Source organism: Salinicola sp. MIT1003, assembly GCF_001858555.1.
In the GTDB taxonomy this organism is placed as follows: domain Bacteria; phylum Pseudomonadota; class Gammaproteobacteria; order Pseudomonadales; family Halomonadaceae; genus Salinicola; species Salinicola salarius.
In genome coordinates, this window is record NZ_MCAP01000059.1 from 39,156 (window position 1) to 58,025 (window position 18,870).

17 protein-coding genes are annotated in these 18,870 nt (G+C 63.7%); 4 read left to right on the forward strand and 13 right to left on the reverse strand.

Translation table 11 applies throughout. The features are described from left to right. Window positions 1–4: 4 nt before the first annotated feature. The 4 genes from lepA to BC443_RS16870 form a co-directional block, all read right to left on the reverse strand. Window positions 5–1,822, reverse strand: a complete 1,818-nt coding sequence (gene lepA, locus BC443_RS16855; RefSeq protein ID WP_071233021.1) for a translation elongation factor 4 — start codon at window positions 1,820–1,822, stop codon at window positions 5–7. 341 nt (window positions 1,823–2,163) lie between these two features. Next, window positions 2,164–3,579, reverse strand: a complete 1,416-nt coding sequence (locus tag BC443_RS16860; RefSeq protein WP_071233023.1) for a DegQ family serine endoprotease — start codon at window positions 3,577–3,579, stop codon at window positions 2,164–2,166. A gap of 534 nt (window positions 3,580–4,113) precedes the next feature. Then, window positions 4,114–5,175 carry a MucB/RseB C-terminal domain-containing protein gene (locus BC443_RS16865; RefSeq protein ID WP_071233024.1) on the reverse strand — a complete coding sequence of 354 codons (1,062 nt, stop codon included), beginning with the start codon at window positions 5,173–5,175 and terminating at the stop codon, window positions 4,114–4,116. Then, window positions 5,175–5,963, reverse strand: coding sequence for a sigma-E factor negative regulatory protein (locus tag BC443_RS16870; RefSeq protein ID WP_083387491.1), 789 nt, complete (start codon window positions 5,961–5,963; stop codon window positions 5,175–5,177). The genes BC443_RS16865 and BC443_RS16870 overlap by 1 nt, the downstream gene beginning before the upstream one ends. A 35-nt stretch (window positions 5,964–5,998) precedes the next feature. Here BC443_RS16870 and BC443_RS18725 point away from each other — a divergent pair, with 35 nt between their 5' ends. After that, window positions 5,999–6,256, forward strand: a complete 258-nt coding sequence (locus BC443_RS18725; protein WP_139284362.1) for a hypothetical protein — start codon at window positions 5,999–6,001, stop codon at window positions 6,254–6,256. Here the strand turns inward: BC443_RS18725 and rpoE are convergent. Then, window positions 6,243–6,848, reverse strand: a complete 606-nt coding sequence (gene rpoE / locus BC443_RS16875; protein WP_071233026.1) for an RNA polymerase sigma factor RpoE — start codon at window positions 6,846–6,848, stop codon at window positions 6,243–6,245. The genes BC443_RS18725 and rpoE overlap by 14 nt on opposite strands. A 347-nt stretch (window positions 6,849–7,195) precedes the next feature. On the opposite strand from rpoE, the gene BC443_RS16880 reads away from it, so the two are divergent. After that, entirely contained in the window at window positions 7,196–8,278 is a 1,083-nt protein-coding gene (locus BC443_RS16880; RefSeq protein WP_071233028.1) for a 3-deoxy-7-phosphoheptulonate synthase, read from the forward strand. Between the two features lie 92 nt (window positions 8,279–8,370). On the opposite strand, the gene dinG is transcribed toward BC443_RS16880, so the two are convergent. Together dinG and rhlB are read right to left on the reverse strand one after the other, a co-directional pair. Next, window positions 8,371–10,524, reverse strand: a complete 2,154-nt coding sequence (dinG, locus tag BC443_RS16885) for an ATP-dependent DNA helicase DinG (RefSeq protein ID WP_071233029.1) — start codon at window positions 10,522–10,524, stop codon at window positions 8,371–8,373. Between the two features lie 103 nt (window positions 10,525–10,627). Further along, window positions 10,628–11,917: an ATP-dependent RNA helicase RhlB gene (rhlB, locus tag BC443_RS16890; protein WP_071233031.1), complete on the reverse strand. Its 1,290-nt coding sequence runs from the start codon at window positions 11,915–11,917 to the stop codon at window positions 10,628–10,630. 385 nt (window positions 11,918–12,302) lie between these two features. Here rhlB and BC443_RS16895 point away from each other — a divergent pair, with 385 nt between their 5' ends. After that, window positions 12,303–12,554 (forward strand): hypothetical protein, encoded by a 252-nt coding sequence (locus tag BC443_RS16895; RefSeq protein ID WP_071233032.1) that lies wholly within the window; start codon window positions 12,303–12,305, stop codon window positions 12,552–12,554. Next, complete coding sequence (gene xthA / locus BC443_RS16900) at window positions 12,554–13,372, forward strand: exodeoxyribonuclease III (protein ID WP_071233033.1); 819 nt, start codon at window positions 12,554–12,556, stop codon at window positions 13,370–13,372. The genes BC443_RS16895 and xthA overlap by 1 nt, the downstream gene beginning before the upstream one ends. 295 nt (window positions 13,373–13,667) lie before the next feature. Here xthA and BC443_RS16905 read toward each other — a convergent pair whose 3' ends face one another. Genes BC443_RS16905 through BC443_RS16930 form a run of 6 tightly spaced genes read right to left on the reverse strand, consistent with a single transcriptional unit; the run spans window position 13,668 to window position 18,787 of the window. Continuing rightward, entirely contained in the window at window positions 13,668–14,873 is a 1,206-nt protein-coding gene (locus BC443_RS16905; protein WP_071233034.1) for a hypothetical protein, read from the reverse strand. An 11-nt stretch (window positions 14,874–14,884) separates the two neighbouring features. After that, window positions 14,885–15,655 carry an energy transducer TonB gene (locus tag BC443_RS16910; protein WP_071233035.1) on the reverse strand — a complete coding sequence of 257 codons (771 nt, stop codon included), beginning with the start codon at window positions 15,653–15,655 and terminating at the stop codon, window positions 14,885–14,887. After that, complete coding sequence (locus BC443_RS16915) at window positions 15,655–16,062, reverse strand: biopolymer transporter ExbD (RefSeq protein WP_071233036.1); 408 nt, start codon at window positions 16,060–16,062, stop codon at window positions 15,655–15,657. Before BC443_RS16915 ends, BC443_RS16910 begins: the two co-directional genes overlap by 1 nt. Then, window positions 16,055–16,588 carry a MotA/TolQ/ExbB proton channel family protein gene (locus tag BC443_RS16920; protein ID WP_139284363.1) on the reverse strand — a complete coding sequence of 178 codons (534 nt, stop codon included), beginning with the start codon at window positions 16,586–16,588 and terminating at the stop codon, window positions 16,055–16,057. The genes BC443_RS16915 and BC443_RS16920 overlap by 8 nt, the downstream gene beginning before the upstream one ends. Further along, a complete protein-coding gene (locus BC443_RS16925; RefSeq protein WP_247643319.1) occupies window positions 16,572–17,993 on the reverse strand; it encodes a MotA/TolQ/ExbB proton channel family protein in 1,422 nt (473 codons plus the stop codon). Before BC443_RS16925 ends, BC443_RS16920 begins: the two co-directional genes overlap by 17 nt. Then, window positions 17,990–18,787, reverse strand: coding sequence for a DUF3450 domain-containing protein (locus BC443_RS16930; RefSeq protein ID WP_247643320.1), 798 nt, complete (start codon window positions 18,785–18,787; stop codon window positions 17,990–17,992). Before BC443_RS16930 ends, BC443_RS16925 begins: the two co-directional genes overlap by 4 nt. Between the last annotated feature and the right edge of the window lie 83 nt (window positions 18,788–18,870).

Sequence of the window (18,870 nt, forward strand, 5' to 3'; positions counted from 1 at the left end):
TTTCCTACTCGTTCACTTTGAGAACGGCAAGGAACGCATCCTGGGGGATTTCGACACGGCCCACCTGCTTCATGCGTTTCTTGCCGGCTTTCTGCTTCTCCAGCAGTTTCTTCTTGCGCGTCGTGTCGCCGCCATAGCACTTGGCCGTCACGTTCTTGCGCAGTGCCTTGACCGTCGAACGGGCCACGACATGGCCGCCGATCGCGGCCTGAACCGCCACGTCGAACATCTGACGGGGGATCAGCTCTTTCATCTTGTCGACCAGGATTCGACCCCGGGAATGGGCGTGGTCGCGATGAATGATCAACGCCAGTGCATCGACGCGATCACCATTGATGAGAATGTCCAGGCGAACCAGTTTGGCGGCCTCGAACCGCTCGAAGCTGTAGTCGAGGGAGGCATAGCCCTTGGAGATCGACTTGAGCCGATCGAAGAAGTCCATGACGACCTCGGCCATCGGCAACTCGTAGACGAGCTGCATCTGGCTGCCCAGCACCTGCATGTTCAACTGCACGCCACGACGATTGACGCACTCGGAGATGACGTTGCCCACATACTCCTGCGGCACCAGGATGCTGGCCCGCACGATCGGCTCGCGCATCTCGGCCACGTTGGCCATGTCGGGCAGCTTCGACGGGTTGGAGATGGTCAGCAACTCGCCGTTGTCCATCAGCAGCTCGTAGTTGACCGTCGGCGCCGTGGTCAGCAGGTCGATATCGTATTCGCGCTCCAGGCGCTCCTGGACGATCTCCATGTGCAGCGTGCCGAGGAAGCCGACGCGAAAGCCGAACCCGAGCGCATCGGAGTTTTCCGGCACGTAATCGAGCGAAGCATCGTTGAGCGCCAGCTTCTCGAGCGCATCGCGGAAATCTTCGTAATCATCGGAGCTGACCGGGAACATTCCGGCGTAGACCTGCGGCTTCACTTTCTGGAAGCCCGGCAGCCGCGGTACGTCCTTAGTCTTGGTATGGGTGATGGTATCCCCGACCGGCGCACCATGGATGTCCTTGATGCCGGCGATGACGAAGCCGACTTCGCCGGCCCGGAGGATGCCGGTGGAGTTCTGCTTGGGCGTGAAATAGCCGATGTCGGTCACTTCCCAGTCGCGACCGGTCGACTTCATCTGGATCTTGTCGCCCTTCTTCAAGGTGCCGTCGAACAGCCGCACCAGCGACACGACGCCTTGATAGTTATCGAACCACGAATCGATGATCAGGGCCTGAAGATTGCCCTCGCGATCGCCTTTGGGCGGCGGAATATCGCGTACCAGACGCTCCAGCAGGAGATCGATGTTGAGACCGCTCTTGGCCGACACCCGTACCGCGTCATGGGCATCGAGACCGATGATCTCCTCGATCTCGTGCGCCACCTTCTCCGGATCCGCCTGCGGCAGATCCATCTTGTTGAGGACCGGAAGCACTTCCAGATCCTGCTCGATGGCGGTGTAGCAGTTGGCAACCGACTGCGCCTCGACACCCTGAGCGGCATCGACCACGAGCAAGGCCCCCTCGCAGGCGTAGAGCGAGCGCGACACCTCGTAGGAGAAATCGACGTGCCCCGGCGTGTCGATGAAATTGAGCTGATAGGTATGACCGTCCTGCGCCTGATAGTCGAGCGTGACCGACTGCGCCTTGATGGTGATACCGCGCTCGCGCTCGAGATCCATCGAATCGAGCACCTGCTCCTTGAGTTCACGATCCGTCAGGCCACCGCAGAACTGGATGATTCGGTCTGCCAGCGTGGACTTGCCGTGATCGATATGGGCGATGATCGAGAAGTTGCGGATGAACTTCAGTTGCTCGTTGCTTGCAGCGTCTGCCATTGAAACCTTACCGGTAATTTGTACGCGCGCGGTCCGCACGATGTGCCATAGCCAGGAAAACACCAACTGATTCGTCGAGCGGGATGAAACGCGCGACACGCGGTGCGGGAAACGCCGGCCATGACGCGGGGTCCGGTCAGTAGCCGAGCAGCGCACGACGCAGCGATTCGCCCGCGCCGCCACTGAGATACCGTTGTTTTCCAGTCGCGCGGTTGATTACGAATTTGGCGCATTGTACCGACATGGCCGTGGCAAAGACAGCGACAACCGGAACGCACACAGCCTCGCAAAGCGAGGCTGTGTGACGGGCTTGGCCCGGACCTGTCGTCGTCCGGCGCGACTCAGTCGCCGGCCTTCAAGCGCAACGCTACGAACAGCGAAGTTCCATCCCGGACGATACGCACCGGAATGGCACGATCGCCGTCGGCCTGCTTGACCGCATCGATCAATTGATCGGCGCTGTCGACCGCTTTCTGATCGAAACTGACGATGACGTCACCAGGCTGAATGCCCGCCGCCGCCGCCGCGCCACGCGGGTCGACGCGACGCACCAGGGCGCCATTGTCGATGTCCAGCTGTTGCTTCTCCTGATCGCTGATATCGCTGATCGCGATTCCCAGCTTGCTCTGGTCATTGGTAGATCCGCTGGACGGCGAGCCATCGTCCGCCATCTGCTCCGGCCAATCACCCACGGTCACTTCGATCTTGCGCTGGTCACCGTCGCGCATGACCTGCAGAGTGACTTCATCTCCCGGCGCCACCTGGCCAATCAGACGCGGCAGGGTCGTGGAGTCATCGATATCGGCCCCATCGGCGCTCAGAATGACATCACCGGCCTTCAGACCCGCCTTCTGTGCCGGGCTGTCATCGCTGACATCGGAAACCAGTGCTCCCTCGGTGCCATCGAGCCCGAACGATTCGGCAAGATCCTTGGACACCGGCTGAATCACCACGCCCAGCCAGCCGCGGCTCACATGACCTTCGGTGCGCAGCTGATCGGCAACGTTCATGGCAACGCTGATCGGCACGGCGAACGACAGCCCCATGAAACCACCGCTACGCGTGTAGATCTGCGAATTGATTCCCACGACTTCACCGTCGAGGTTGAACAAGGGGCCACCGGAGTTACCCGGGTTGATCGCCACATCGGTCTGGATGAAGGGTACGTAGGTCTCGCTCGGCAGTGTGCGGTTGATCGCGCTGACGATGCCGGCCGTTACCGAATGATCGAAACCGAACGGAGAACCGATGGCGGCGACCCATTCGCCGGCTTCGAGGTCATCGGAGTCGCCGATCTTGAGCGTGGGAAGATCGTCGGCATCGACCTTGAGCAAGGCGACGTCGGTTCGCGCATCGGCGCCCACCAGCTTGGCCGGCAGCTCCCGCCGATCGTTGAGACGCACCATGATCTCGTCGGCATCCTTGACCACATGGGCGTTGGTCAGGATGTAACCATCCTTGCGGATGACGAACCCGGAGCCCAGTGACTTGCGCTCTTCCTCGCCCTGCGGCGCGCCAGGCATCGGTGGCATCTGATCACCGAAGAACCGGCGGAATATCTCGGGGACGTCTTGCTGACCATAGGGCCCATTGGGCGCACTGACGCTACTGGTGGTGGCGATGTTGACCACGCCGGGAGCGGCCTGCTTGACCAATCCGGTGAAGTCCGGCAAATCGCGGGCCTGCGCCGTCTGGAAAGATAGCAACGTGACGGCCATCAATAGCCAGGGAGCAAACCATCTTGTCATGCGTTCCATTAAATACTCCTAACATTCGATGAAGACTCTGGCGAGTCGCACGTAGATAGATCGATGTTCATAAGGGATAAATCGGCGATAACGAACCTCACGCCATCGAATCGTCGCCGCGCCCGGTCAAGGCACGGCGACCACTTTCATTGATGCGAAAATACGCCAAGAGTTCAACGGGATGTAAAGTTTCTTTGCGCTGAAGAGCGAAAAGCCCCCGTCACCGACTGACTGCAAAACTGGCTGAAGAACTGACCAAAGAGAAAAGGCGAGAGACTAGGGGCTGTTGACGTTTCAGCGCGAACCGCGTTGCTGCGCCAAATGGCGCCAGGCCAGGCGCGGGATGCAGAGAAGGGTGGTTCCCTTTTCCAATCCCGCAACGCCGCATAGCGCCATTTGCCGCGCAACCCGAAGGGCCGGGCCAGTTTTTGCACGGTGCTGCGTTATTCGTCGTTCATTTGGAATGACCAAACTACGCTCCTCACGCCTTGCCCCGCACAAAAACTGGCTCCGGCGCGGCCGTGCATGAAACGTCAACAGTCCCTAGGAACCGGCGGCGGGAGCACTCGCTTCAGGCTCGTCCCGAGACCCAGAGACATCGGCGGACGGTCCGACATCGCCTTCGTGCCAGGTCACTCGCGCAGCGATACGTGCCAGAACCTCGGCCGGTGCCTCGCCCAATACCAGTATCTGCATGGGCCGGCCCTCATGATTCACATGACGAACCGCTGCATAGGAGATACCCAGTCGATGCATGCCGGGCAACAAGGAACGCCGGTTACCGGTAATGGGTTCGACGAACAAGCTGATGCTGGTCAAACCGTCGCTGTAGAGCTGGTGCTCTATCCGTGCGCTCTGATCAGGGCTATCAGGCGGGATCGGTTGGGAGGTAAATCCGGCAGGCAGCCACTGCGCGTGCCACGGAGAATTCGCCGCTGACTGGCCAGGGCCGAGACGGAGCGTATCAGGATAAAGCGTGGGGGCACGCAGATCGGTTATCTGAAAGGTTTCGAGAATCTGACCATCGATACCGATCATTTCACGCTTGAGCGGCAGCGATGTCTCGCGATCCAGCCAGAGACGGTAACCGTAGCGGAGCTCGTCCTGCGGCTCGATGTCGAGACGCCATGCCGCGCGTCCGGCAATTCGCTCGATTTCCATCGGCTGGAGGTCGTAATGTCCGGCGATCTGCCGGGTCAAGGCGCCAGGCGCGAGACCGGCGGTGAAATCCAGCATTCCCTGCCCCGCGGCATCCTGGCTCACGCTACCCCGCTTTTCCACAGCGACGGGCGGGCCATCCAGAAATCTCGCGGCCTCGGTCTCCACCCCCTGCTGCACGCTATGCGTCAGCGCCAGGGTCCTGACGCCATCGAAACTGATACGCACGGCCCGTGCACTGAAGTTATAGCAGTGGCTGGCCCAGAGACTGCGTTGAAACAGCGCCTCGGGGGAGATATCGCTATCGCTCGCCGCGGCCAGATCGCGACAATCGAAAGTCTCCGGCACCGCCCGCTCGTCGGCGGACGCTTGAGCCTGAGCGGTACCGGAAACCGCAAGCAGAGGAAGTATCGCAGCCAGGGAGGCCCGGGGAGAAAACCGAAACATCAACGCGCTTCCGTGGCTCCGACACCGTCGACCTGAGCGGACAACGCGCCCGGCGTGCGCAGCAATGGCATCCAGTTGTCGCCAGTGCTGTAGGCAGCCCCGACGGAGTGACGCTCCAGATACGATTGCAGCGTCTGCGCCTGCTCCATATCGACGTTGGGGGACTGGCGCGTGCTCGGCGACAGGAACATCGGCTGCATCACCTGCTCGCCGACCGTCATCAGGCCGCTGTTATTGCCAGCGCCGAGACTTCCGCCGCCAAAGCTGCCGCTGCCCAGCGAATAGGGCAGCCCGCTGGAGACCGGCGCCTGCATGGAAGCCTGCATCGCCCCGCTCTGGTCGTCGGCAACGCGTCCGGAAGCCAGCGAGGCACGGGCACTTTCATTGACCGCAGAAGTACCTGTGGCGGCCGCCACATCCGAGGACGTGGTGGTGTCGCCACCGAAGCGGCCGTTGTAGACCTGAACGCCGGTAATCACCATGAGCGATACCGCCGCCGCCACGGCAGCGCCGCCCATCATGGAAAACGAGTGGCGCCTGACCGGCTCGCTGGCCGGTTCCGCGACGGGCCGGGGTTCGTCCGCCAGCGCCGCCATCACGTCGCCGGAGATATCGATATCGACGATCGCATCCCGCTCGCGCCGCATCATGCTGCGGGCCAGGTGATATCGACGCCAGGTATCGGATTCCTGCGGCGACGTGCCCAGCGTCTTGAGCGCTCGCCTCAGATCGAATTCATCGGCCTCGTTATCCATCAATGCGGAGAACGATTCGTGTACCTGCTTCATAGTCACACCCTCACACTCGCCTTGCGGCTTGCCACGTGTTGAATGACGGCGACACTCAGGGCGACATCTGGGGGCATGCCATTGCGATCCTCGAAGGCCGCAATGCCCTTGCCCGCTACCTGCGTCACCGGCCCGTCGTCGCCGGATTGTCTCCAGCCGACGACGGCTTGGCTATTACCTGCCCCACTATGACGACAGAAATCGATGACAGTTCATTTTCGATTCATCTTTCTCGATTCGATCCGCCGTCAGCGCCCGGATCCGATGGTCCTGCATCGCTCAAGCGTCGTTGATCGCGTCTCGCCCACCGTGCTCCAGCAACGGTTCGATATGCTTGTCGACTGCCTCGCGCGCCCGGAAGATACGCGATCGGACGGTTCCCACCGGGCACTCCATGATCGTGGCGATATCTTCATAGGAAAGCCCGTCGAATTCACGCAGCGTGATCGCGGTGCGCAGATCGTCCGGCAGCTGTTCGATCGCTTCGAACACGGCCGCTTCCAGTTGATCGCGGGCGATCGCCGCCTCCGGCGATTCGATATCCGACAGACGCCCGCTCTGGTCGACGATCTCGGCATCGCTGATATCCAGATCGCTACCGGGAGGACGCCGCCCCCGCGATACCAGGTAGTTCTTCGCCGTGTTGATGGCGATGCGATACATCCAGGTATAGAAGGCGCTTTCGGCACGAAAGCTGCCCAGGGCACGATACGCCTTGATGAAGGCTTCCTGGGCAACGTCCTGAACTTCGGAATGGTCCTGAACATAGCGGCTGATCAGACCGAGAATCTTGTGCTGATACTTCTTGACCAAAAGATCAAAAGCTCGGGTGTCCCCTTTCTGGGCGCGTTCGACGAGTTGCTGATCGGTCTCTCGGACACCCATTCAACGCCTCCCCGTACGACTGGGCACCGGAAGCTGCAGGACCTGGAGCAGGGAAATGACACAGCGATGACGAGTGTGGTGACTAGGAGATAATACGCTCATGATCCCACCTGGAGCCCTTTGAGCTCACGATTCAATGACAGGCGTGCAAGTTATAACAGAAACGATGGATTAGCACGCGAAGCCGGCCAGTGTTCCTGTTTTAGCCCGCCTCATCAAGTCGCGCCTCGGCGCCGAATCCCCCGACATGCAGGGCACAACCGGGCCGGAAAGTTGATTTTTGTACCTTGCAGCCCCCATAGTACGCGCTCCACGCGCAGTCACTATCAGAGTCAACGGGCCCCAGCATGTCGGAACAGCAGGTCAACAATCTCAACGTTCTTTCCCAGGATGTCCTGATTACCCCGGAAGCGTTGAAACAGAACATTCCGCTTTCGGAATCCGCCGAGCGCACGGTCATCGAAGGACGCCAGACCATCCAGCGCATTCTCGATCGCGAGGATCCTCGCCTGCTCGTGGTCATCGGCCCGTGCTCGATTCACGATCCGGAAGCCGCACGCGACTACGCCAGGCGCCTTCGCAAGCTCGCCAATGCCGTCAGCGACAGTCTGTATATCGTGATGCGTGTCTACTTCGAGAAGCCGCGTACCACGGTCGGCTGGAAGGGTCTGATCAACGATCCGCACCTGAACGACTCGTTCGAGATCGAGGAAGGCTTGCATATCGCTCGCCGGCTGCTGGTGGATCTGGCGGAAATCGGCCTGCCGCTGGCCACCGAGGCGCTCGATCCGATTTCGCCGCAATATCTGCAGGACTGCATCAGCTGGTCCGCGGTAGGGGCTCGTACCACCGAATCCCAGACCCACCGTGAAATGGCTTCCGGTCTTTCCGGCCCGGTCGGCTTCAAGAACGGCACCGACGGCAGCCTGGACGTGGCGGTCAATGCATTGCAGTCGGTCGCCAGCCCGCACAATTTCCTGGGCATCGATCAGGCGGGCCAGGTCGCGGTGATCCGGACTCGGGGCAACGCCTACGGCCACGTCGTCCTGCGGGGTGGCAACGGCAAGCCCAACTACGACAGTGTCAGCGTCACCCTGGCCGAGCAGGAACTGCACAAGGCGGGGCTGAAAGCCAACCTGATGGTCGACTGCTCCCACGCCAACTCCAACAAGGACCCGGCGCTGCAGCCGCTGGTCATGGAGAACGTGACGCACCAGATCCTCGACGGCAACCGCTCGATCATCGGCCTGATGATCGAATCGAACATCGGCTGGGGCAGCCAGAAGATTCCCGAAGACCGCAGTCAGCTCGAATACGGCGTCTCGATCACCGATGCCTGCATCGACTGGCCGACTACCGAGCGCACGCTTGTCCAGATGGCCGAGCAATTGAAGCCCGTGCTCCAGTCGCGTCAGCGTTCCGACGACTGATCCCGGGACGACGACCGTTCAAGCAGAACGCCCGGTGCCGCAATTCACGGCACCGGGCGTTTTCGTTGGCGGCAGCGGCAACGCGGCCCGCGTCAGTTCCTGGCCGGCTCGCCCGCTTCCACCCCTTCGATCTGGCGCCGAAACGGCGGCAGCGCGTCCAGCAGCGCCTTGCCGTACCGCCGGGTCAGCACACGCCGGTCCAGCAGCGAGATGCGGCCGCTGTCGTTCTCCTTGCGGATCAGCCGCCCGCACGCCTGCACCAGCTTGATCGACGCGTCCGGCACCGATATCCGCATGAACGGGTTGCCGCCCTGGCTCTCGATCCACTCGGCGAGCGTGGCGCCGACCGGATCGTCCGGCACCGAAAACGGCAGCCGGGTAATCACCACGTGGGTCAGGTAGCGACCGGGAAGATCGATCCCCTCGGCGAAACTCGCCAGCCCGAAGATCAAGCTGCCGCTGTCGGCGTCGACCGCAGCGCGATGGCGCTCCAGCAGTTCGCGCTTGGGCAGCCGATCCTGTGACAGCAGGCGCGACGCCCAGGGTTCCGGCAACGCATCGGCCACACTGCGCAGTTGCTTGCGGGAGGAGAACAGCACCAGCACGGCTTCGTCGTCTTCCAACCCTTCGATGAACTCGACGATGGAACGGTCGTGCGCCTTGGCGTCGCCGGGCTCCACCGCTTCCCGCGGCACACTGAGGATGGCTCGGGAATAGTCGAAAGGGCTCGGCAGGCGCTGATAGCGATAGCGGTTGGCCAGGCCGGCCCGCTCCTGCAGCCGCTCGAAACGATTGAGCGCCGTCAGCGTCGCCGAGGTCACCACCGCCCCGTAGCAGGTTCCCCAGAGATGTCGGGCCAGCGTCTCCGCCGCCGATACCGGGCTGGCCGAAAAGGTCAGCTCCGGCTCGCCACCGAAGTTCTGGAACGTCAACCACCGCGCTTGCGGTGCCTGCCCCGCCGGATCCGGCTTGGCCATGGCCGACCACAGCGCATGCGCTTCCAGCGCGCGGCCGTGGAGCAGCGCCGTCAGCGGCAGCCACGGTTCCGCCTGCTCCCGCGGGAGACCGGTGGATTTGTCCGGGTCGAGACTCTCGCGAAGGATATCGCTCATCGTTTCCAGATCGCGCGATAGCTCGGCGAACGGAATGACCAGCTGCTGGGCCAGATCGACCAGCGGCTCCGGCGCCCGGCCATTGGGGAAGCGGAAATGCTGCGTCTCCTCGCCCGCCCCGGAGCCGAGTCCGGCAATCTGATGTCCCATGGCGTAGGCGTCGCCGAGCCTTGGCTCCAGCGCCGCGATGCGTTCGGGAAAAGTCGCCAGCAAGCGGCCGAGTGTCGGCTGGGCGCCGAGCGCGGTGTTCAACTCCGTCAGCGACTTCTTCAACGTCCGCAGCCAGCGCAACGTGCCGTTGATTCCGAAGCGATGATAGAAATGATCCAGCGCCTTGTCCGGCAGGTGATGCCCCTCGTCGAAGACGTAGATACAGTCCTTGGGCGACGGAAGCACCATGCCTCCGCCCAGCGCGAGGTCCGCCAGCACCAGATCGTGATTGGCGACGATGATGTCGGCCTGCTCGAGATGCCGGCGCGAGCGGAAATAGGCACAGGCGCCGAAATGGCCGCAGCGCCGATTGGTGCACTGACGATGATCCACGGTCAGCCGTCGCCAGTCGCGATCGTCGATGGCGACCGGCCAGCTGTCCCGATCCCCTTCCCAGTTACCCGAGGCATAGGTATCGGCCATCTCCTGGATCAACTGCGGGAAGTCACCGCCGGCGTCCGTGGCGATGGTCTGCTCGAACAGCGACAGCGTCGGGTTGGGCTCGGCGCCTTCCAGCGCCTGATCGAGCTTGGCCACGCACAGGTAACGTCCCCGGCCCTTGGCCAGCGCGTATTCGAAATCGAGCCCGCTGTGCGCCTTGAGCATCGGCAGGTCCTGATTCAGCACCTGCTCCTGCAGCGCCACCGTCGCGGTGGCGACCACCAGTCGCTTGCCCCGCGCCTTGGCCACCGGCAGCGCCGCCAGCAGGTAGGCGAGCGTCTTGCCGGTGCCAGTGCCCGCTTCCAGCACGCAGACGTGTTCGTCGGAGGTCCGCCGCCCCTGCTCGTCCTGCTCGATCGACGCCAAAGTGCGCGCGATCTCCGCGATCATCAGGCGCTGGCCATAGCGCGGCGTGAGCTCCAGCCCTTCGAGTACATGCCGGTAAGCCTCCTGGATCTCTTGCTTGAGGGGTTCGTCGAGCATGCGCATTCCGGGGAAGGAAGGTCAGAAACAGATCGCCCACCGACGGTGGACGATCGAGAGAGCCGAACCGTTGTCGATGTCAGCCGCTCAGGACAGCATCGGCTCACGACATCATGGACTCGGGCGGATGCTCGCAGGGCAGCTTGCCGTTGATGTAGTTCTCGATCTCCGGCAGCGAGAAGGCATCCTCTTCGCCGACGAAACTGATCGACACGCCCTTGGCACCGGCGCGGCCGGTCCGCCCGATACGATGGACGTAATCCTCGGGATCTTCCGGCAGCGTGAAGTTGATGACGTGGCTGACATCTTCGATGTGGATGCCACGACCGGCGACATCGGTCGCCACCAGCACGGTCACTTCGCCTTCCCGGAAACGCTCCAGCGTCTTGATCCGCTGGCTCTGCGGCACGTCGCCCGAGAGCATTGCCGCATTGACGCCCTGATCGCGCAGCATCTGATCCAGTTCACGCACCAGATCGCGACGGTTGCCGAACACGATCACCCGCTCCATCGCTTCCTGGCTGACCAGGTTGAACAGCAGCTTGCGCTTCTCGCTGTCGCTGACCAGATAGACCCGCTGGTCGATATTGGCCGCGTTGTCGGTGGTCACCTCGATCTCGACGTGGGCCGGATTCTGGGTCCACTGCTCGGAGAGGTTGAGGATATCCGGCGTGAAGGTCGCCGAGAACAGGAAGGTCTGGCGTTCCTCGCGCTTGGGCGTATAGCGGATGATGCGCTTGACGTCCGGAATGAAGCCCATCGACAGCATACGGTCGGCCTCGTCCAGCACCAGTACCTCGACCTGGGAGAGATCGATGTCGCGCTTCTGCTGGAAATCGAGCAGACGCCCCGGCGTGGCCACCAGAATGTCCAGGTTCTTGCTCAACTGATCCCGCTGCTTCTGGTAGTCCATGCCGCCGACGACGCTGGCCACATGCAGAGACGTGAAACGGGCCAGCGCCTTGGCGTCCTTCTCGATCTGCAGCGCCAGTTCGCGGGTCGGCGCGATGATCAGCGCCCGCGGCGTTCCCGGCTTCTGGCCATCCGGCGCTTCCTCTTCCAGGAAATAGGCCAGCATCGAAATCAGGAAAGCTGCGGTCTTGCCGGTGCCGGTCTGCGCCTTGCCGACCACGTCGCCACCGAGCAGCGTATGCTTCAGCGCTTCGGCCTGGATCGGCGTGCAGTATTCGAAACCTTCTGCCTGGATCGCGCGCATCAATGATGTCGGCAGGTCGAAATCATGAAACCGCCAGCGTCCGGCAACGGGCTCGACCTGAAACTGTTTCAGCGACCAGCTGGAAGCGTTCCGCGACTGCGATTTACGTGGCTTGCGCCGACGCCGCTTGGGTCTGCGGTTCTGTGCCGGGGCCTGGGTGTTGTCAGACTCACTCATAGTTATGACGAATGTCCGAAATCGATTGACGGTTTGACTCGCGACGGCTGGCGTTCTGCTCGGCGGCGCCACAACCAAGGCACGGCGGGCCGGCATTCACGCCATCAAGGACGAACCCTCGACGCGACGATGATCGACTTCGCCGGGGCCATGCCCGGCGCGAGCCGAACGTATTGTACCAGTTCCGGCCCGCTAACGTCGCGAGCCCAGTGGTCCAACGTCGCGAGCCGTGATCGGCAAGCCGATGGCACAACCCCCTTCCCCTGTTAGAATGCGGGCTATTGTTGGCTCGGGAACACCGCCCTCATGGTCGAGAGTTTCCCCATGCTGATGCCTATATCGCCATATCGCCGGATTTCCCGCTGAATACTGACAGGTTGCGCGCATGACTCGCAGAAAAAAGACCCGGTCGCTGGCCGACAAGGTGACGATCCGTACCGGCAAGCGCAAGGACTATCGCCGCTGGCGCCATGACAATCCCGATGAAGTCGCCCCATCGCGTCGTTACGTCGACAAGAAGACCCAGCAGCGAAAACTGCAGGCCGAACGCAAGCGCCAGCGTCAGAGCGCTCCACCGCTGCCGCTGCATTCCGCCAGCACCAATGGCGACGCCTCGAAGGATGAGGGCTCCGATTGATGCGACTCGTCTCTTTCAATATCAACGGTATCCGCGCTCGTCTGCACCAGCTCGAGGCACTGATCGAGAGCCATGCGCCGGACGTCATCGGCCTGCAGGAGACCAAGGTCCAGGACAGCGAATTTCCCCGTGACGCAGTGGAAGCCTTGGGCTATCACGTTCACTTCCATGGTCAGAAAGGCCACTACGGTGTCGCGATGCTGACCCGGGCGGCACCGGTATCCGTTCATTATGGATTGCCCGACGATGGCGAGGAGGCGCAGCGCCGCCTTATCGGGGTGACGCTCGACATGGACGATGGTAAACCGCTGACGGTGTGGAACGGTTACTTCCCCCAGGGCGAGAACATCGCTCACCCTACCAAGTACCCCAACAAGCGGGCGTTCTACGCCGGCCTCAACGCGCTTCTCGAAACGCAGCACCAGCCTTCGGAGCGCATCGCGATCATGGGCGACTTCAACATTTCGCCGGCGGATATCGATATCGGCATCGGCGAAGACAATCGCAAGCGCTGGCTGCGCGAAGGCAAGACCAGCTTCCAGCCCGAGGAGCGCGAATGGCTGGAGCGCCTAAAAGCGTGGGGGCTCGAGGACAGTTATCGGCTTTGCCACCCGGACAGTAGCGACTACTTCAGCTGGTTCGACTATCGCTCCAAGGGTTTCGATCGCGAGCCCAAGCGCGGCCTGCGCATCGATTACATCCTGGTCACCGAGCCGCTGGCTCGCGCCACACGTCGCTCGGGTATCGACTACGACCTGCGCGCCATGGAACGGCCTTCCGACCACGCCCCGGTGTGGAGCGAGTTCGAGCTGGCGTGAGTTTCGTTTCCTATGGCGACAAATTCACTATGGCGACAAATTCAAGCAGGACGAACTTACCACTGACCGAGCACCAACTTTCCTTTTGCTCGTCAATGCGAGGGGCAAGCCCCTCGCGCTCCCCTTTTTGACGCCACAGACGGCGGCAAATTCCAGTGCCCCGGCTTTATTGACCAACAAACAAGAACGCTGACAAGGACCACTGGCGATGGTCAGTGGAGAACTGGTCAAACGACAATCTGTCACCCTGTCTCGCCACCTTGCCAAAACCGACCAGCGCGTGAGCCAACCACCGCTACGCCGATCCCAGCGAATCCAGCCACTGCTGCGCCTGCTCGACACCCGCTGTCCTGGCCTGCTGGAAGGCATTGCGGGCCGCCTCCCGATCGCCGAGCTGCAGCGAGGCGATGCCCTGCAACAACCAGTCCCGCCCGGAAATCTCGCCGCCGGCCTCCCGCAGACGGGAAAGCGCGTCCCTTGTCGTCTGCCACTCGCCCCAGCCGTAAGCGAGCTCGGCCAACTGCTGCCAATCCTCTGCCCGGCCGCTCTTTTCGGCCAGCGTCTTCCAGGCCGACAGCGCACGGCCATGATCACGAGCGGCCGTCCAGGCCTGGGCGATCAGGCGCAGGTTGGCGCCGCCGGAATCCAGCCGACCGCTATCCAGCCAATCCTCCAGATGCTCGGCGGCACGCGCCGGCGTCCCCCCGGCGATATGCAGCCTGGCCAGCTGCACCAGATCGTCGTCCGATGTCAGCACACCTCGGCGCCAGCCGCTTTCCCAAATCGCAGCGGCACGACCGTCATCACCGGCTTGCTGGGCAAGTCCCGCGGCCCGGCGCCAGACGCCCGGCGAGCTCGCATCGTCGCCCAGCAGCGTCAGGGCGTCGTCGAAGCGTCCCGCCTGCTGGTAGACCGTACTTGCCAATTGCCGTTGCGACTGGCTCCAGCCCTCGGTGCCGGACGCTCTCAGCCGATCGAGCGAGTTGGCCGCGGCCGACCACTCTTCGAGCGACGCCCGCGCCTGAACCAGCAACCAGCGCGAAGCGTCGTCTCCGCCGCTGCGTTCGACCCATCGGGTGAGCAGATCCGCGCCCTGTCGTGTCTGGCCGCCGCTCAAGCGCAGCCGTGCCTCCTGAAGCAGCCACGAGAGACGGCGCGCGTCGGGAACATCGTCGATGCGCCGCGCCTCGGCCAGTTGCTCCGCGGCCTGGAGATCGTGGCCCTGGCGGGCGTTGGCCGATGCCGCCAGTTGCAGGAACAGGGCGCGCGCCCAGCGGTCGGCCGCATTGCCGCCTTCGAGGCGCGAAGCCGAGTCGGCAGCGCGCGAAGCCACCGCCGCGTCGTCGCCGGACTCGAGCTGCGACTGCATCGACTGCAGCGCCTGGATCATGTCCGCGCGCAGCGCCGGACCCTCGGCCCGGGCCAGCGAGATACCGCCGCAACCGATCAGGCCCACCAGCACCAGCGACAGACAGCGCTTGCTCAGGCGACGAACCGTCATTGAACTCACGATCAGCCCTCCAACTGGAACTGGATACGCTGCGTGGCCCGCCGCACGTCATCGGCCGGCGGGAATCGCCACTGTGATACCGCCTCCTCGACGGCACGGTCGAACACGTTGGCGGGATCGGCGTCGATTACCCGCAAACTGTCGGTATCGACGCGTCCATCAGGCTGAATGATGAAACTCACCTCCACGTAACCTTCCAGGCCACGCCGGCGCGCACGCATCGGATAGGACGGATTGACCCGGCTGGTAGGCTGCAACTGGCCGACATCGCGCGGCGATGCCTGCGTTCCTCGCGGCGGTTGCTGCGGTGCGGGTTCCGACTGCGTCGGGCCAGGCTCGGATTCCGGCTGCGGCGCTGCTTCCGCCACGGTTTCCTGCGTTGGCTGCGGTTCCGGCTGAGCCTCGGGTTGCGGTTCAGGACGCGGCTCCGGCTGCGCCTCGCTCAGCTCGGGCAGCGATTCATCCAGCGTCACGTCCGGTGCCTCCATGGGCGGCGTCTGCGGTTCCGGAATCTCCACCGGGCTCGGCGTCTCCGCCGCTGGTACGGGCGCCGCCGCAGGGGGCGGCGGTGGCACACTCGGCGGCGTCGGTAACGCCGGCGACGTCGGCGTCGGTTGCGCCTGCTCCTGCTCCGGCGCGTCGACCATCGAGATCGCCGTCGGCGTCACGATCTGGGTGCGATCCGGTTCCGGCGGAGCCACCAGCAGCGCCAACAGATAGAACAGCAGCAGCGCCAGCAGCGCGCCGCCGACCAGGCCTGCCACTCTACGCATCAGCCGGCATCCCGGTTGGCGGCCACGGCGACGTTATCGACGCCCGCCTGGTGAATGCGATCCATGACCTCGATCAGCAAGCCCGTCGTCGAGTTCTTGTCGGCCTGCACCACGACGCTGCCATCGCCGGAAACCAGCTGCGCGACACGGGCACCGACGCGATGGGCATCCACCGCCTCGCCGTCGACCCAGACCGCGCCTTCGCCGGTGATGGCGACGAGCACCTGGGTATCCTGGCGCGCCGTGGCCTCGCTCGACTCGGGCCGCTGGATTTCGACGCCACTCTCCTTGATGAAGCTGGTGGTGACGATGAAGAAGATCAGCATGATGAAAACGACATCCAGCATCGGCGTCAGGTCGATGCCGGTCGAATCGTCACTGGCTTCCCGCAAGCGGCGCCTACGCATGAGAGTCCTCCACGGCGCGGGCCATGCGGTCATGCAACCGCTGGTCCTCGCGCCGAATGATCTGTTCCAGACGAGTGACGAAAAGCAGGCCGACCACGGCAACGGCCATGCCGCACAGCGTGGGCAGCGTGGCCTGGGCGACGCCGTCGGCCATGGCGCGGGCCTGGTTGCTTTCGGTGAGAGAAAGACTGTCGAACACCTGGATCATGCCCGTCACCGTCCCCAGCAGACCGAGCAGCGGGCAGACCGCGATCAGCAGCTTGAGCCACGGCAACGGCAGGCGTAACCGGGCGATCAGTTCGCTCGTCCACACTTCGCGCAGGGTGAGCGCGCTCCAGCTCGAGTGATCGCGACGCTGGATCCAAGCTTCGATCAGCACTCGCCGCGCACGTCGATGGGTGAACTGCCAGTAGAACAGCCGTTCCAGCGACATCGCGAACAGCGCCATCGCCACCAGCATGATCACCACCAGCACCTCACCGCCAGCGCCGATCAGCCAGCGGATCGGCTCAAGCGTGGGCACCATGACGGCGCTCCTCGGCGTGGGCGACAGCGGCCGTCTCGGCCTCAAGATGTTCGGCGAGCACCGCACTGGCACGTCCTTCCAGCAGGCCGATCAATCGTCGGCTGCGGCTGCTCAAGGCGGTATTGACGAACAGCAGCGGCACCGCGGTGATCAGGCCCAGCACGGTGGTCACCAGCGCCTGGCTGATGCCGCCGGCCATCAGTTGCGGATCGCCGGTGCCGAACACGGTGATCGACTGGAAGGTGACGATCATCCCGGTCACCGTACCCAGCAGCCCCAGCAAGGGCGCGACGGCGGCGATCAGCTTGACGACCGGCTGGCCCCGCTCCAGGCGCGGCTGCTCCGCCAGCAGCGCCTCGTCGAGTCGAGCTTCCAGCGCTTCCGGCGCGTGATCACGGCCCAGCGCGGCGAAGCGCTGGAGTACGCGCCCCAGCGGGTTGTCGTCGCTGAGAGACTCCGGCGCCCGCATCTGCCGACGCATGCGTGCGCTGACCCGAAGCAGGTAGACATACTGCACTAGCGCCACCAGCAGCCCGATGATCCCCAGCGCAACGATCACGTAACCGACGTAGCCGCCCTGCTGGAACCGCTCCCACAGGCTCGGCTGCTGGGCGAGCGCGTCCAGCACGTCGCCGTCGGTGGGATCGACCACGATCTGGTTGCCCTCGCCCTGCTGGAAAGCCTGCAGGGCCTGGCGAGCATCACCCGGGATTGCCGTCACGACGGAAAGACGGCCGTCGTCGCCGATTCGCTGCAGCAGATCGCCGTTGCTGAAGGCGACGGTATCTCCCAGACGGATCACGGGGCGCTGGGCGACATCGCCGTCCGACCCGGCAACCGGCGCCTGGAACCGCACGCCTCGGCCGCTTTCCGCGATCAGGCCCGCCAGATCCTGGCGCACCCGGTCCAGCGTCTGCAGGTCGATCAGCCCGCGATCGTCGAGCCGCGGAGGCAACCGTGCATCACCGCCGACGGTCAGCCAGCTCTCGCCCAGCGCATCCCGAAGCTCGCTGGCCTGCTGCTTGACGATTCCGGAGATATCGCCAATATCACCGGCGTCTTCCGTGCGCTGCCGCTGTAGCGCCGCCAGTTGCTGCTGCTGTTCCGCCTGGCGCGATTCCAACTGGTCGCGCTTGTCCTGGGCGACCTGCAGCCGCTGCTCGGCATCGGCAAGTGCCTGCTGCAATGCCTCACGATCATCCAGCAGCGTCTCCAGCCGCTGGGTATCGCGCTGTTCCGCGGCCTGGCTGTCGGCCCGGAACGTCTCGAGCACCTGTTGTATCGATGGCGCCCCGCCACCCGACGCGTCGCCGGACTGAGCACTGGCGGCGACGGGCAATAGCGTCATCGCCACGAAAGAGAGCGCTGACCACCACGCATGGCGCTTCATGACTGTCCGTCTCATGACTGCCCCTCCGCCGCTGACTGCCCGTCTTCGACGACCAGCGACGCCGGCAGATGCAACAAGGCCGGCGCGCTCTGATCCTGCGCGATGCGAATGCCGCGACGGACCTCGTCGATCTGATCGCCGTCCAATGCTTCCCACTCGCCGTTGGCAACGCTCCAGACGCCACCGGCCTGATCGTTCGGCGTGACGTAGTACCAGCCCGTTCTTCCGACCCGTAGATAGTCGACTTCCCGCGCGAGCAGGCTACCCTGACTCGCGGCGTCGGATTGCGCCCCCTCGAGCGGGCCGCTCCATTGGTCCATTTCCCGCCCGTAGGCGAGCTCGGTACGCCAGGCGGAAAAGATTCGCTGCAGCTTGTCGGCCTGCGAGGCATCATCGCGGGACAGCATCTGCTCCAGATCATCGACGCGGGCCAGACGCTCGTCACGCAGGAACGGCATGTCCGCTTCGACCATCGCGCGCAGTTGCTCGACCATCTCGCGCATCTCCCCCGGCAGTGCCTCGCGGGTCACGGAGATCTGCGTCAACGCCTGCTGCTCGGAAGCGATGCGCTTGGCCTGGTTGTCGACGATCGGTGCCAGCTCGGCGTTGTAGCTCTCGAGCCGGTCGGCCTGCTGACTGGCCTGGCGCAGGCGCTGCAGCGCTTCCCGCGTGGCGTCGTCGGCATTGTCGATACGGCTTTGAAGTTCGGCCTGGGTCTGCTGGGCCTGGATGCTGGCCTGGCTGAGCGAGTCCTGGGCCGGCGCCGTGCTGGCAACGCCCAGGCTCATGGCGGCGAGAAAGGACGCCAACAGGCGTGCCCTTCCTCGTTTCCGCGGGGAATCATGCACCACGCTATCTCCTTGCGTATGAGCCGTGACAACAAGCTGGTGAC

What these genes read in the sequence shown, in the direction of transcription:
- lepA (WP_071233021.1), bottom strand. Translation starts at nt 1,822, where the DNA reads ATGGCAGACGCTGCAAGCAACGAGCAACTGAAGTTCATCCGCAACTTC.
- BC443_RS16860 (WP_071233023.1), bottom strand. Translation starts at nt 3,579, where the DNA reads ATGGAACGCATGACAAGATGGTTTGCTCCCTGGCTATTGATGGCCGTC.
- BC443_RS16865 (WP_071233024.1), bottom strand. Translation starts at nt 5,175, where the DNA reads ATGTTTCGGTTTTCTCCCCGGGCCTCCCTGGCTGCGATACTTCCTCTG.
- BC443_RS16870 (WP_083387491.1), bottom strand. Translation starts at nt 5,963, where the DNA reads ATGAAGCAGGTACACGAATCGTTCTCCGCATTGATGGATAACGAGGCC.
- rpoE (WP_071233026.1), bottom strand. Translation starts at nt 6,848, where the DNA reads ATGGGTGTCCGAGAGACCGATCAGCAACTCGTCGAACGCGCCCAGAAA.
- BC443_RS16880 (WP_071233028.1), top strand. Translation starts at nt 7,196, where the DNA reads ATGTCGGAACAGCAGGTCAACAATCTCAACGTTCTTTCCCAGGATGTC.
- dinG (WP_071233029.1), bottom strand. Translation starts at nt 10,524, where the DNA reads ATGCTCGACGAACCCCTCAAGCAAGAGATCCAGGAGGCTTACCGGCAT.
- rhlB (WP_071233031.1), bottom strand. Translation starts at nt 11,917, where the DNA reads ATGAGTGAGTCTGACAACACCCAGGCCCCGGCACAGAACCGCAGACCC.
- BC443_RS16895 (WP_071233032.1), top strand. Translation starts at nt 12,303, where the DNA reads ATGACTCGCAGAAAAAAGACCCGGTCGCTGGCCGACAAGGTGACGATC.
- xthA (WP_071233033.1), top strand. Translation starts at nt 12,554, where the DNA reads ATGCGACTCGTCTCTTTCAATATCAACGGTATCCGCGCTCGTCTGCAC.
- BC443_RS16905 (WP_071233034.1), bottom strand. Translation starts at nt 14,873, where the DNA reads ATGACGGTTCGTCGCCTGAGCAAGCGCTGTCTGTCGCTGGTGCTGGTG.
- BC443_RS16910 (WP_071233035.1), bottom strand. Translation starts at nt 15,655, where the DNA reads ATGCGTAGAGTGGCAGGCCTGGTCGGCGGCGCGCTGCTGGCGCTGCTG.
- BC443_RS16915 (WP_071233036.1), bottom strand. Translation starts at nt 16,062, where the DNA reads ATGCGTAGGCGCCGCTTGCGGGAAGCCAGTGACGATTCGACCGGCATC.
- BC443_RS16920 (WP_139284363.1), bottom strand. Translation starts at nt 16,588, where the DNA reads ATGGTGCCCACGCTTGAGCCGATCCGCTGGCTGATCGGCGCTGGCGGT.
- BC443_RS16925 (WP_247643319.1), bottom strand. Translation starts at nt 17,993, where the DNA reads ATGAGACGGACAGTCATGAAGCGCCATGCGTGGTGGTCAGCGCTCTCT.